A 12,730-nucleotide genomic window follows, 5' to 3' on the forward strand; every position below is an offset into this window, starting at 1 on the left:
CCAGGGGCATTTGGAGCGTTCAAGTTGAAAATCGGCATTAAGGGCATAAACCGCGTTTCCGCCACTGTCACCGTGGCTCTCACCGCGGGTGCCGTCATCGCGGGCAGCGTCTTCGCCTCCACGGCGCAGGCTGCCACGCCGCCCACCCCCACGATTGCCGCCGCGGGCGGCTACGTGATGAACAACGGAACCGCGAAGACCCTCTACACGAAGGCTGCGGACACCCGTCGCTCCACCGGCTCGACCACCAAGATCATGACGGCCAAGGTGGTGCTGGCGCAGAGCAACCTCAACCTGGATTCCAAGGTCACGATCCAGAAGGCGTACAGCGACTACATCGTCGCCAAGGGCGCCTCGTCGGCTCACCTGATCGTCGGCGACAAGGTCACCGTCCGCCAGCTCCTCTACGGCCTGATGCTGCCGTCCGGCTGCGACGCCGCGTACGCGCTCGCCGACAAGTTCGGCACCGGCACCACTCGCGCGGACCGCGTGAAGTCGTTCATCGGCAAGATGAACGCCTCCGCCAAGTCCCTCGGTCTGACGAACACCCACTTCGACTCGTTCGACGGCATAGGGAACGGCTCGAACTACTCGACGCCGCGCGACCTGACGAAGATCGCCAGCAGTGCGATGAAGAACTCCACCTTCCGCACGGTCGTGAAGACCAAGTCGACCACGCAGAAAGTCACCACGAAGTCCGGTGGCTACCGCTACATGTCGTGGTCCAACACCAACACGATGCTCAGCAGCTACAGCGGTGCGATCGGTGTGAAGACCGGCTCCGGCCCGACGGCCAAGTACTGCCTGGTCTTCGCCGCGACCCGCAACGGCAAGACGGTCATCGGCACCGTGCTCGCCTCCACGAGCGCGACCGCCCGGACCGCGGACATGAAGAAGATCATGGACTACTCCTTCCAGAAGTAGTCCTCCACCCCCGTTTCCGGGGGCACAAGGAGGGGTCCGCCGTGCGGTACGGCGGGCCCTTTCCTGCACCCGGCCGCGAGCTCTCCGCCATTCCCCGTGGGCGGCTTCGCAGCGTCGCCGCGCTGTCGGTCGCCGCCCCGACCGGCGCCATCCACTTCTACCGGGTGACCGCCGTGTACGCCGACGACACCGAGTCGGCCCCCGCCGAGGACCGGGTGATCCTGGCTCCCGCCGAGTGACCTGTCCCGACAGAAAAGCGGGCCTGCGCGGAAGGAATCTCCGCGCAGGCCCGCTTCTTCCGTCTCACACGGCCATCAGGCCCAGGTGATCAGCCTCTTGGGCTGTTCCAGGATCGCGGCGACATCCGCCAGGACCTTGGAACCGAGCTCGCCGTCGATCAGACGATGATCGAACGACAGCGCCAGCGTGGTGACCTGACGGGGCTTCACCTTGCCCTTGTGGACCCACGGCTGCAGCTTGATCGCACCGACCGCGAGGATCGCGGACTCGCCCGGGTTCAGGATCGGCGTACCCGTGTCGACGCCGAAGACGCCGACGTTGGTGATCGTCACCGTGCCGCCCGCCATGGCGGCGGGAGACGTCCTGCCGTCCCGGGCCGTGGCAACGAGCTCGCCCAGTGCTGCGGCGAGCTGCGGCAGGGTCTTGTCCTGCGCGTCCTTGATGTTCGGCACGATCAGACCGCGCGGGGTGGCGGCCGCGATACCCAGGTTCACATAGTGCTTCTGCACGATCTCCTGGTTGGCCTCGTCCCAGGCCGCGTTGATCCCCGGGTTCCGCTTGATCGCGACCAGGAGCGCCTTGGCAATGATCAGGAGCGGGTTGACCCGGACCCCCGCCATGTCCTTGTCGTCCTTGAGCTCCGCCACGAGCTTCATCGTGCGCGTGACGTCGACCGTCACGAACTCGGTGACATGCGGTGCGGTGAACGCACTGCCGACCATGGCCTGCGCGATGGCCTTCCGCACACCCTTGACCGGGATGCGGGTCTCCCGGGCACCCGGTACCGGGGCGGGAACGGTGACCACCGGTTCCGGGACCGTGGCCGGAACCGGGGCGGGTGCGGTCGCCTGCGCCGGTGCGGGCGCGGCCGCCGCGTGCACGTCCTCGCGCGTGATGATCCCGCCCTCGCCGGTCGGGACGACCGTGGCCAGGTCGATGCCCAGGTCCTTGGCCAGCTTGCGCACCGGCGGCTTGGCGAGCGGGCGGCTCTCCTGGACGGCCGGCCCGTGACCGTTCAGCTCGCCCTGGATCGCGGCCGCCGCGGCCGCCGGCTGCTCGGCGCCCTTGCGGGCGCGGCGCTTGGTGGAGGACTCGGCCACGCCGTAGCCCACCAGCACCGGCTGGCGGCCCTTCGGTGCCTCCGGTTCCGCAGCCGGTTCCGGTTCGGCCGAGGCCGGAGCCGGAGCCGGAGCCGCCTCCACAGCCGTGTCACCGCTGCCCGGCGCCACGTCCACCGCGATGATCACCTGGCCGACGTCGACGGTCGTGCCCTCGGCGAAGCGCAGCTCGTGCACCACGCCGTCGAACGGGATCGGCAGCTCCACGGCCGCCTTCGCGGTCTCGACCTCGCAGACGACCTGGCCGTCGGTGACGGTGTCGCCCGGCTGTACGTACCACTTGAGGATCTCGGCCTCGGTCAGTCCCTCGCCCACGTCGGGCATCTTGAACTCACGGAAGCGAGCAGACGTTTCGGTCATCGTCGTCACGACCCCTCTCCTCAGTACGCCAGCGAGCGGTCGACGGCGTCGAGCACCCGGTCCAGGCCCGGCAGATACTCGTCCTCGAGACGCGCCGGCGGATACGGGACGTGGTAGCCGCCGACCCTGAGCACCGGTGCCTCCAGATGGTAGAAGCAGCGCTCGGTGATGCGGGCGGCGATCTCGGCACCGGAGCCGTAGAACACCGGCGCCTCGTGGACGACGACCAGCCGGCCGGTCTTCTCGACCGAGGCCTGAACGGCGTCGAAGTCGATCGGGGACATCGACCGCAGGTCCAGGACCTCGATCGACTTGCCCTCCTCCTGGGCGGCCGCGGCGGCCTCCAGGCAGACCTTCACCATCGGGCCGTACGCGGCGAGGGTGAGGTCCGAGCCCTCCCGTACCGTGGCGGCCTTGTGCAGCGGACCGGGGATGAGGTCGGTCTCGACCTCGCCCTTGTCCCAGTAACGCCGCTTCGGCTCGAAGAAGATGACCGGGTCGTCGCTCTGGACGGCCTGCTGCATCATCCAGTAGGCATCCGATGCGTTGGACGGCGAGACCACCTTCAACCCCGCGACGTGCGCGAACAGTGCCTCGGGCGACTCGCTGTGGTGCTCGACGGCGCCGATGCCGCCGCCGTACGGGATCCGGACGACGACCGGCAGCTTGATCTTGCCGAGCGCACGGGCGTGCATCTTCGCGAGCTGCGTGACGATCTGGTCGTACGCGGGGAAGACGAAGCCGTCGAACTGGATCTCCACGATCGGCCGGTAGCCGCGCAGGGCCAGACCGATTGCGGTGCCGACGATGCCGGACTCGGCGAGCGGCGTGTCGATGACCCGGTCCTCGCCGAAGTCCTTCTGGAGCCCGTCGGTGATCCGGAAGACCCCGCCCAGCTTGCCGACGTCCTCACCCATGATGAGGACCTTGGGGTCGGTGTCGAGGGCCTTGCGCAGCGACTCGTTGAGCGCCTTCGCGATGGACATCTTTTCCAGGGCCATGACTAGTTGCCCTCCTCGGCGAACGAAGCCTGGTAGGCGGCGAACTGGGCGCGCTCCTCGTCGACGAGGGGGTTGCCGTCGGCGTACGCGTGGTCGAAGATCGCCATCCGGTCCGGATCGGGCATGGCCCGTACCGCTTCACGGACCCGCTTGCCGAGAGCCTCGCTCTCCTCGTCGAGCGCGGAGAAGTACGCCTCGTCGGCGAGGTCCTGCTTCTCCAGGTACGTCCTGAGCCGCAGGATCGGGTCCTTGGCCTCCCAGGAGGCGCGTTCCTCGTCCGCCCGGTACTTCGTCGGGTCGTCGGAGGTGGTGTGCGCGCCCATCCGGTAGGTGAACGCCTCGACGAGGGTGGGTCCCTCGCCCCGGCGGGCCCGCTCCAGCGCCGACTTGGTGACGGCGAGGCAGGCGAGTACGTCGTTGCCGTCGACCCGGACGCCGGGGAAGCCGAAGCCCTGCGCGCGCTGGTAGAGCGGGACGCGGGTCTGCCTCTCGGTGGGCTCGGAGATCGCCCACTGGTTGTTCTGGCAGAAGAAGACGACCGGGGCGTTGTAGACCGCGGAGAAGGTGAACGACTCGGCGACGTCGCCCTGGCTGGAGGCGCCGTCCCCGAAGTACGCGATCACGGCGGAGTCCGCGCCGTCCTTGGCGACGCCCATGGCGTAGCCGGTGGCGTGCAGGGTCTGCGAGCCGATGACGATCGTGTACAGGTGGAAGTTGTTGCTGTTCGGGTCCCAGCCGCCGTGATTCACGCCGCGGAACATCCCGAGCAGATTGGTCGGGTCGACCCCGCGGCACCAGGCGACACCGTGCTCACGGTAGGTCGGGAAGACGTAGTCGTCGTCGCGCAGTGCTCGGCCGGAACCGATCTGCGCGGCCTCCTGGCCGAGCAGCGAGGCCCACAGACCCAGTTCGCCCTGACGCTGCAGGGCGGTCGCCTCGGCGTCGAAGCGGCGGGTCAGGACCATGTCCCGGTACAGACCGCGCAGCTCGTCCGCGGTCAGGTCGATCGTGTAGTCCGGGTGCTCGACGCGCTCGCCCTCGGGCGTCAGCAGCTGTACAAGCTCGGGCTCGGAACTCTGTGGCGTCTTCGCGGCGCTGGTCCGCTTGCTGCTGCGTCGCGGTTTGCGCGCGGCAGTGCTCTCCACGGTCACGTGCGTGCTCCTCCGTCGGTCCGGCCCCCGGGGTCTGCCGGGAGACCAGTGCGGCTCGCCTGTGTCCGTACCCGTGCACGGGGTGGGTGCCGCTCGGCCGGGAACAGGCGTGACAGGTGCCCCGGCGAGCGTCCTGTCAAAGGCACGTTACCCAGTGCGTCGCACAACTGCGAAACACTCCCTGACCTGCGATTTTGCTTGGATTTCCAAGTAAATCGAGAAATTCGGGAACTCTCGCTGGTCACAGCGCTGGGAACGGCCTTGCAGGCCGCCGGAACAACGGCACGTTATCCCGCCGTTCAGCGGCAGGGAAGAGGGGAGTGTGTGAGACTGCGATTGTGCGCGAAGAAGGAAAAATCACCGTATTTCTGTTGGACGACCATGAGGTCGTCCGACGTGGGGTGCATGAGCTGCTCTCGGTCGAGGACGACATCGACGTCGTCGGCGAAGCCGGTACGGCGGCGGACGCCCTGGTGCGCATCCCCGCCACGCGGCCCGATGTGGCGGTGCTCGACGTACGGCTGCCGGACGGCAGCGGGGTGGAGGTCTGCCGCGAGATCCGGTCCCTGGACGACAGCATCCACTGCCTGATGCTGACCTCGTACGCCGATGACGAAGCCCTCTTCGACGCGATCATGGCGGGCGCGTCGGGGTATGTGCTCAAGGCGATCCGCGGCAATGAGCTGCTGAATGCGGTACGGGATGTGGCGGCCGGAAAATCGCTGCTGGACCCGGTCGCGACCGCGCGTGTGCTGGAGCGGCTGCGCGAGGGAAAGAAGGGCCGGGGCGACGACAAGCTCGCGAGCCTCACCGACCAGGAGCGCAAGATCCTCGATCTGATCGGCGAGGGGCTGACGAACCGGGTGATCGGTGAGCGGCTCCATCTCGCCGAGAAGACGATCAAGAACTATGTCTCCAGCCTGCTCTCCAAGCTGGGCATGGAGCGCCGCTCGCAGGCAGCCGCCTATGTGGCGCGGCTCCAGGCCGAGCAGCGCTGAGAGCGGTACGGGACGGGCCTCGGGCGCCCTCCCTCCGCTCCGACGGGGCCGCGGTCCCGGGCGGCCCTCGGGACTTTGGTCCCGGATCACCCGGGGCTGCGGCCTCTTTCTGTGCCCACCACGATGTCGCAGAGTGGAGCGCATGTCCTCCGAGGAACTGCAAGCGATCGAGCTGCTCGCCCGGGTGCCGTACGGCCGGCTGGCGACGACCCGACGGGCACTCCCCTACCTGGCGGTGGCCCGCCACATCGTGATCGACGGCCACGTCGTCCTGCGGATGCACAGCGGACTCGGGTACCACGCCTCGTGCGACGGCACCGTCGTCGCGTACGGCGCGGACAATTTCAACACGGCGGCCTCCGGCGACGGCGGCGACCTGTGGTCGGTCCAGTTCACCGGTCCTGCCGAGATCGTGCATCCGAGCGAGGAGCAGCGCGAGCGCTTCGGTGCGGCGCCTCGGGAGGTCAGCGGCGAACCCTTCGAGCCGGTCTACCTCCACCTCGCCCCGCACTTCGTCACGGTGCACACTCTGGGCCATCACGCAAGTCAGGCGAACCGACACGCAGCGTGATCTACCATGTGGTGAGTGCCGCGCTCATCTGTCACCCTCCCGCCTGTTCCTCCGGTCGGCGAGGTGCTGCGCCGCTACCCGGACGCCGGTGAGCCCCTCAGCTGCAAGCCCCTCACCAAGGGCCTCCTCAACCACGGCTACCGCGTCTCCACCACCCGCGGCTCGTACTTCCTCAAGCACCATCTCGACGACTCCACCGGCGACCGCGCGACGATCGTCCGCCAGCACCGCGCCACCCAGCGGCTGCAGTCGCTCGGGGTGCCGGTCGCCCCGCCCGTCGAGGACACGGAGGGCGACACGGTCACGGAGATCGACGGCCGGTGCTACGCGCTGCACCCCTGGGTGGACGGACTGCACCGGGTCGGCGCCCAGCTGACCCTCGCCCAGTCGGAACGGCTCGGGGCACTCCTCGGAGCCGTACACACGGGGCTCGCGCAGGTGATGGAGACGGGGGCGACCGGGGTGCGCGGACATGCCAGCCCGAACGCCGTCGACACGTTCGCGCTGATCCACGACCTGCTGGCCGCGGCGCGCGAACACCGCCCCCGGGACTCCTTCGACGAGCTGGCCGAGCACCGCCTCGTCGAACGGCGTGCCCTGCTGGAGCGGCACGCCGACCGCCGGCCGCCCACCCCCGACATCCCGGCGACCGGCTGGGTGCACGGCGACTTCCACCCGCTGAACGTGCTGTACCGGGGCGCCGACCCGGTGGCGATCGTCGACTGGGACCGGCTGGGGGTGCAGCCGCGCGCCGAGGAGGCGGTACGGGCCGCGGCGATCTTCTTCGTACAGCCCGCCGGGAAGCTGGACCTGGAGAGGGTACGGGCCTACGCGCGGGCCTACCGGTGTGCGGTCGGGGCGGGCGCCTGCGAACTGGCTGCCGCGGTGCACCGGGTGTGGTGGGAGCGGCTCAACGACTTCTGGATACTGCGCTGGCGCTACCGCCTGGACGACCGAAGGGCCGACCCGCAGTTCCCTGCGGTGTCGGCCCTGGCGGTCTGGTGGACGCGCGAGTACGAGGCGGTGTGCGAGGCGTTCACGGGGTGAGGCCCCAGTGAACGCCTCGGGGTCACTGCGTGGTGGAGCCTGCGGTGGTGCCTGCCACGCCGGCCGTGCCCGCGCTGGTCCCGGCAGCCGTGCCGCTGCTGCCCTCGGTCGTCCCCGTGGTGCCTTCGCTCGTACCGGTGCTGCCTTGGCTCGTACCGGTGCTGCCGTCGCTCGTACCCGTGCTGCCGTCGCTCGTACCCGTGCTGCCGTCGCTCGTGCCCGTGCTGCCGTCGGTGGTGGCGCCGCCCGTAGCCGATGCCGACGGCTCGGTCGACGGCGCCTCGGACGACTGGGTCGGCGTGACGGGCGGGGAATAGCGCTTCTTCGGCCGCGTGTCCTGCTGGTTGCCGGTGGAGTTCTCCGGCAGCTGGCTCTGCTGGCTCTGCTCGTCGCTCGGCGAGGGCGAACTGTCCGACTCGGACGGCGAGCTGGAGGTCTTCGTGGGCGTCTTCTCGTGTTGGTCGCCGCTGTTGCTCGCCGCGCTCACGGCGATGGCGACACCGGCCCCGATCGCGATCAGCGCGAGGACGACGAACAGCAAGAGCTTGCCACGGCCGCCACCGCTGTGGTGTCCGCCGTCGTACCCGCCGTCGTCCGGATTCATCGGCGGCAGGATCGGGCTCTGCGAGGTGTCCCCCTGCTGCGGGTGCCCCATCGCCATCGTCCCGCCGGACATGCCCATGGCGGGGGTGTTGCCGAACTCGTGCGCGGTGACCGGCCCGGTGTTCCACGTCCCCGTGTGACCGCCCTGCACCTGGAGCATCTGCAGGCTGTACTGGACCAGCCCGCGCATCTCCTCGGCGCTCTGGAACCGGTCGTCCGGGTCCTTCGCGAGCGAGCGCATGACGAGCCCGTCCAGCTCCGGCGGCACCGCGTCCAGGATCTCGGACGGCGGGACCGGAATGTCCTGGACGTGCTGGTACACCACGGAGAGCGGCGTCTCGCCCGTGAACGGGGGCCGCAGCGCGAGGAGTTCGTAGAGCAGACAGCCGGTGGCGTACAGGTCGGAGCGGTGGTCGACGGCCTTGCCCAGCGCCTGCTCGGGGGAGAGGTACTGCGGCGTGCCCATGACCATGCCGGTCTGGGTCATCGTCGACTGCGCGCCGTGCAGCGCACGGGCGATGCCGAAGTCCATCACCTTGACCGCGCCGGAGTTCGTGATGATCACGTTGGCCGGCTTGATGTCACGGTGCACGATGCCGTGCTGGTGCGAGTACGCGAGGGCCTCCAGCACCCCCGAGACGATGATCAACGCCTGCTCGGGCGGCGGCGCCTCGGCGTTGAGCAGCAGATCACGGATGGTGCGGCCCTCGACGAGCTCCATCACGATGTACGGGACGGTCTGGCCGCCCACGACGTCCTCACCGGAGTCGTACACGGCGACGATCGCATGGTGGTTGAGGCCCGCGACCGACTGTGCCTCACGCGTGAACCGGGCCTTGGAGACCGGGTCCTCGGCAAGATCGGAACGGAGCAGCTTCACCGCGACGGTACGTCCCAGCCGGACGTCCTCCGCGGCAAAGACCTCGGCCATGCCACCCCGGCCCAGCCGGTGTGTCATCCGGTAACGTCCGTCGCCGACCACACCTCCGATGCCCCAGGAGTCGGCTGCATCCGAGACTCCGCCGCCGTTTGCTTCGGGTTCGGGTGCCATCAGTCCTCGCCGTCGTATCTGTCCGCGCGTCCGCGCGTTCTCACGGTGTCTTGCATGCCTTGCTGCATTGCCACGTCACGCTACAGGCTCTGCCGGACACCCGGTTCTCGAGAGGGACGGGCCATCAAACCGGCTGCCGCACCGCTCACGCAAATTCTGTAACGCTTCCGAGACGCTTCCTGTGCTTAGGGTCACGGAACGGGCACCCGGCTTGACGTGTCGTACCCCTCGGGCAGACTTGGCGCGTCATACGGATCTTCGCGCGAGACGCGCGCCGAGGGGGAAGCAAGTCATGAGCCAGGACGGCGCGCACGGCGCCCAGGGTCGCTATGCGGGCGGTTCGGTCGCCGGCGGCCGCTACCAGCTTCGCGACCTGCTCGGCGAGGGCGGGATGGCGTCCGTATATCTGGCGTACGACTCCGCGCTCGACCGTCAAGTGGCGATCAAGACTCTGCACACGGAGCTGGGGCGTGAGCAGTCCTTCCGTGAGCGGTTCCGTCGCGAGGCTCAGGCCGTGGCCAAGCTGCAGCACACCAATATCGTCTCGGTCTTCGACACCGGCGAGGACGAGCTCGGCGGCGCGCTGATGCCGTACATCGTCATGGAGTACGTCGAGGGGGAGCCGCTCGGCTCCGTACTCCAGGCGGACATCCGCAGTTATGGTGCGATGCCGGCCGACAAGGCACTCAAGGTCACCGGCGACGTGCTGGCCGCGCTGGACACCAGCCACGAGATGGGCCTGGTCCACCGCGACATCAAGCCCGGCAACGTGATGGTGACCAAGCGCGGCGTCGTGAAGGTCATGGACTTCGGCATCGCCCGCGCCATGCAGTCGGGCGTCACGTCGATGACGCAGACCGGCATGGTCGTCGGCACCCCGCAGTACCTCTCCCCCGAACAGGCCCTGGGCCGTGGGGTGGACGCGCGCTCCGACCTGTACTCGGTCGGCATCATGCTGTTCCAGCTGCTGACCGGACGGATCCCGTTCGACGCGGACTCACCGCTCGCCATCGCGTACGCGCACGTCCAGGAGGAGCCGGTCGCGCCGTCCTCCATCAACCGGTCGATCACCCCGGCGATGGACGCACTGGTCGCCCGGGCACTGAAGAAGAACCCGAACGAGCGCTTCCCCAGCGCGGCGGCGATGCAGGACGAGATCACGCGCGTGCTGAACGCGGGCGGTCAGACGGGCGCCCCGGTGATCATCGGCGGCGCGGCCGGACCGGCGAACAGCGGCTCGGGCGTCGGCTCCGCGGTCTTCCCGCCGGTCGACCAGTCCACGCAGGCGCCGCAGGGCGTGCAGATGCCGTACCAGCCGCAGCAGTACCAGCAGCAGCCCGGCCCGTACGGCCCGCCGACCCCGGCGCCGGCGCCCACGCCTTCGCCGGGCTACGGCTACCCGCAGTCGAGCCCGGCGTACCGGACCCCGGCCCCGACGCCGTACACGATGTCGCCGCAGCCGGTGGGTGGCGGCGGTGGCACCGGTGGGGGCGGCAAGCGGAACATGCCGGTGATCGTCGGTTCGATCGTGGTCGCGCTGATCGCGATCGGCGGCCTGATCACGGTGCTGTCGCTGAAGAACGAAGCGGGCTCGGACACGGGCAAGGGCGGTGACCCGAGCAGCTCGCCGGTGGCGGGCGAGCACAAGGATCCGGAGCGGAACCGGACCATGAAGACGGAGGCTTGCACGGACCCCTCCGAGGACACCGACGACCCGAGCAAGATCGAAGCGCCGGACTTCACGTACAAGGACTACCTCTCCGCCAAGGAATGCGCCACGGCCGCGGGCTGGACGATCAAGAAGATCAAGGTCCCGGGCAACACCTACGCCGAGGACCAGGTCTTGGAACAGTTCCCGTCCGCCGGTACCTCCATCGACGAGAAGGGCGCGCACTTCGAGCTGCGCGTCTCGACGGGCGACCCGGCCTGACCCGCACGCACAAGGAGAAGTGACGGTCCGGCACGCGTGAGGTGTGCCGGACCGTTTCGCCTTACAGGCGTCCGGGATGCAGGACAGCCACTTAAGATGCCGGACATATCGGCACATGTGACGCTGACCTCATGGCTTCAGCACTCCTCTCCATATGGTCGTCGAAGTGTGTGGCCTGTCTGGTGATAGCCGCGGGGGCGGCCTTGGGACCGGCACAGGGACAGGCACACTCCGACCAGCGCACTTCCGGTGGTACGCCGGGGCTGACCCGGGCTCGACCCGGCGGATCGGTGGCCGCTCCGCCGCCCCCCGAGCGCTCCTCGCCCCCGAGCCCCGCCGCCCCGACCGCCACCCCCTCCTCCGACGCATCCGCCGGTTCTTCGGGCGAACCCTCGGTCACCCCTTCGGCCGATCACTCGACGATTCCGTCCTCGCCCCCCTCTCCCCCCTCGCCCTCCCCGGCCGCATCGGCCGGCAGGCCGGCCACTCCCTCCTCCTCGGCCTCGCCCTCGGCCTCACGCTCCGCCTCGCCCTCGGCTTCACGCCCCGCCTCTCCCTCCCTCACGGCATCCGTGAGCCGGTCCGCCAGGCCGTCGGCCCGCCCCGAGGCGCAGCCGCCACTCGCTGGACGGCGGGCCGGGGAAGGGCGCCTGCGGCCGGGCCGGCCGTTCTCTCCGGAAGAGCTCGCTCATCGCGACACCCCCCACGGCCTGCCCGAGGTTCAGCCCGAACTCCAGCCCGTCATGACGACTCCCGTCACGGCCCCCGCGGCCACACCCGAGGTGAGCGACTCCCCGCCGGAGGGCCGGCTCGCGCCGCAGTCCCTCAGCACTCCCGCCGTGCGGCGAGTACAGAGGGTGTCTCTGGGCGCCGGAATCGCACTGATAGGGCTGGGGCTGGGCTTCCTGGCGTTCCACCTGCGCCGGCCGAACTGAGACAGGGCCCACGAGCCCGCGCCGCGCCCGCACGTTCCAGCAGGAGCTTGCATTACGCAGCATACTCGGTATACATACTCAGTATGTCGATCCGTCACGGACTGCTGGCCCTGCTGGAGCGGGGGCCCAGATACGGCTCCCAGCTCCGTACCGAATTCGAGTCACGCACCGGCTCCACCTGGCCGCTCAACGTCGGCCAGGTCTACACGACACTGAGCCGGCTGGAGCGCGACGGCCTGGTCGTCCAGGACGACGAGGACGACCAGGGACACGCCCTCTACGCGATCACAAACGACGGCCGCACCGAGCTGCGGAGCTGGTTCGAGACGCCCGTCGACCGCAGCAACCCACCCCGTGACGAGCTGGCCATCAAGCTCGCCATGGCGGTCGGCGCGCCCGGTGTCGACATCCGGACCGTCATCCAGTCCCAGCGCCACCACACGGTGAAGGCGATGCAGGACTACACGCGTCTCAAGGCCCAGGCCCTCGCCGATGTCCCGGCCAACCGCGACGAGGTCGCCTGGCTGCTCGTACTGGAGCAGCTGATCTTCCAGGCGGAGGCCGAGGCCCGCTGGCTGGACCACTGCGAGTCCCGGCTGGTCCGCCTCGCCGAGGCCGCCGCCACGGAGCCGGAGCCCGGGGGACGTGTGGCCAAACGCGCCCCGGCCCGCACCGCCCGGCCACGCACCCGACGCTGACCACGAGCACCCGGAAACCGGCACCGAGCTCAGACCGTCCACATACGCACTGGACGCCGGCCACGGACTGCCAGGTACGCACCCGTCACTCACCGCGGACCGC

General features: G+C 69.5%; 13 protein-coding genes. 8 read left to right on the forward strand and 5 right to left on the reverse strand.

Annotated elements, in window-relative coordinates:
• Nucleotides 1-24 precede the first annotated feature (24 nt).
• Nucleotides 25-924, forward strand: a complete 900-nt coding sequence (locus tag AB0915_RS07255; protein WP_366690126.1) for a D-alanyl-D-alanine carboxypeptidase — start codon at nt 25-27, stop codon at nt 922-924.
• A 41-nt stretch (nt 925-965) separates the two neighbouring features.
• The gene (locus AB0915_RS07260) at nt 966-1,163 is read left to right on the forward strand and encodes a hypothetical protein (RefSeq protein ID WP_366690127.1); all 198 of its coding nucleotides are present in this window, start codon (nt 966-968) and stop codon (nt 1,161-1,163) included.
• Nucleotides 1,164-1,238: 75 nt separating this feature from the next.
• Here the strand turns inward: AB0915_RS07260 and AB0915_RS07265 are convergent, their stop codons facing one another.
• The 3 genes from AB0915_RS07265 to pdhA are packed head-to-tail and all read right to left on the reverse strand — an operon-like array spanning nt 1,239 to nt 4,794.
• On the reverse strand, nt 1,239-2,651 hold the full coding sequence (locus AB0915_RS07265; RefSeq protein WP_366690128.1) for a dihydrolipoamide acetyltransferase family protein: 1,413 nt from the start codon (nt 2,649-2,651) through the stop codon (nt 1,239-1,241).
• A gap of 11 nt (nt 2,652-2,662) precedes the next feature.
• The gene (locus tag AB0915_RS07270; protein ID WP_366690129.1) at nt 2,663-3,643 is read right to left on the reverse strand and encodes an alpha-ketoacid dehydrogenase subunit beta; all 981 of its coding nucleotides are present in this window, start codon (nt 3,641-3,643) and stop codon (nt 2,663-2,665) included.
• Between the two features lie 2 nt (nt 3,644-3,645).
• Nucleotides 3,646-4,794 (reverse strand): pyruvate dehydrogenase (acetyl-transferring) E1 component subunit alpha, encoded by a 1,149-nt coding sequence (gene pdhA, locus AB0915_RS07275; RefSeq protein WP_366136502.1) that lies wholly within the window; start codon nt 4,792-4,794, stop codon nt 3,646-3,648.
• A 338-nt stretch (nt 4,795-5,132) separates the two neighbouring features.
• Between pdhA and AB0915_RS07280 the strand changes: the two genes are divergently transcribed.
• From AB0915_RS07280 to AB0915_RS07290, 3 genes are all read left to right on the forward strand, one after another.
• Nucleotides 5,133-5,792: a response regulator transcription factor gene (locus tag AB0915_RS07280; protein ID WP_366690130.1), complete on the forward strand. Its 660-nt coding sequence runs from the start codon at nt 5,133-5,135 to the stop codon at nt 5,790-5,792.
• Between the two features lie 142 nt (nt 5,793-5,934).
• On the forward strand, nt 5,935-6,363 hold the full coding sequence (locus tag AB0915_RS07285) for a pyridoxamine 5'-phosphate oxidase family protein (protein WP_366690131.1): 429 nt from the start codon (nt 5,935-5,937) through the stop codon (nt 6,361-6,363).
• A gap of 63 nt (nt 6,364-6,426) precedes the next feature.
• Entirely contained in the window at nt 6,427-7,410 is a 984-nt protein-coding gene (locus AB0915_RS07290) for a phosphotransferase (RefSeq protein ID WP_366690168.1), read from the forward strand.
• A gap of 22 nt (nt 7,411-7,432) precedes the next feature.
• Here the strand turns inward: AB0915_RS07290 and AB0915_RS07295 are convergent, their stop codons facing one another.
• Nucleotides 7,433-9,064 (reverse strand): protein kinase, encoded by a 1,632-nt coding sequence (locus AB0915_RS07295; protein WP_366690132.1) that lies wholly within the window; start codon nt 9,062-9,064, stop codon nt 7,433-7,435.
• A 292-nt stretch (nt 9,065-9,356) separates the two neighbouring features.
• Here AB0915_RS07295 and AB0915_RS07300 point away from each other — a divergent pair, with 292 nt between their 5' ends.
• On the forward strand, nt 9,357-10,994 hold the full coding sequence (locus AB0915_RS07300) for a protein kinase (protein ID WP_366690133.1): 1,638 nt from the start codon (nt 9,357-9,359) through the stop codon (nt 10,992-10,994).
• Nucleotides 10,995-11,406: 412 nt separating this feature from the next.
• Here AB0915_RS07300 and AB0915_RS07305 read toward each other — a convergent pair whose 3' ends face one another.
• Nucleotides 11,407-11,559: a hypothetical protein gene (locus AB0915_RS07305; RefSeq protein WP_366690134.1), complete on the reverse strand. Its 153-nt coding sequence runs from the start codon at nt 11,557-11,559 to the stop codon at nt 11,407-11,409.
• A 178-nt stretch (nt 11,560-11,737) separates the two neighbouring features.
• Between AB0915_RS07305 and AB0915_RS07310 the strand changes: the two genes are divergently transcribed.
• Both AB0915_RS07310 and AB0915_RS07315 read left to right on the forward strand, forming a co-directional pair.
• Nucleotides 11,738-11,929 (forward strand): hypothetical protein, encoded by a 192-nt coding sequence (locus AB0915_RS07310; RefSeq protein ID WP_366690135.1) that lies wholly within the window; start codon nt 11,738-11,740, stop codon nt 11,927-11,929.
• Nucleotides 11,930-12,012: 83 nt separating this feature from the next.
• The gene (locus AB0915_RS07315; RefSeq protein WP_366690136.1) at nt 12,013-12,627 is read left to right on the forward strand and encodes a PadR family transcriptional regulator; all 615 of its coding nucleotides are present in this window, start codon (nt 12,013-12,015) and stop codon (nt 12,625-12,627) included.
• Nucleotides 12,628-12,730: the final 103 nt, after the last annotated feature.

Origin of the sequence: Streptomyces sp. NPDC048411 (assembly GCF_040704695.1) — a bacterium.
Lineage (GTDB): Bacteria > Actinomycetota > Actinomycetes > Streptomycetales > Streptomycetaceae > Streptomyces.

Excerpts from the sequence above, each read along its gene's own strand:
- AB0915_RS07315 (WP_366690136.1), top strand. The coding sequence starts at position 12,013 with ATGTCGATCCGTCACGGACTGCTGGCCCTGCTGGAGCGGGGGCCCAGA.
- AB0915_RS07310 (WP_366690135.1), top strand. The coding sequence starts at position 11,738 with ATGACGACTCCCGTCACGGCCCCCGCGGCCACACCCGAGGTGAGCGAC.
- AB0915_RS07295 (WP_366690132.1), bottom strand. The coding sequence starts at position 9,064 with ATGGCACCCGAACCCGAAGCAAACGGCGGCGGAGTCTCGGATGCAGCC.
- AB0915_RS07300 (WP_366690133.1), top strand. The coding sequence starts at position 9,357 with ATGAGCCAGGACGGCGCGCACGGCGCCCAGGGTCGCTATGCGGGCGGT.
- AB0915_RS07285 (WP_366690131.1), top strand. The coding sequence starts at position 5,935 with ATGTCCTCCGAGGAACTGCAAGCGATCGAGCTGCTCGCCCGGGTGCCG.
- AB0915_RS07270 (WP_366690129.1), bottom strand. The coding sequence starts at position 3,643 with ATGGCCCTGGAAAAGATGTCCATCGCGAAGGCGCTCAACGAGTCGCTG.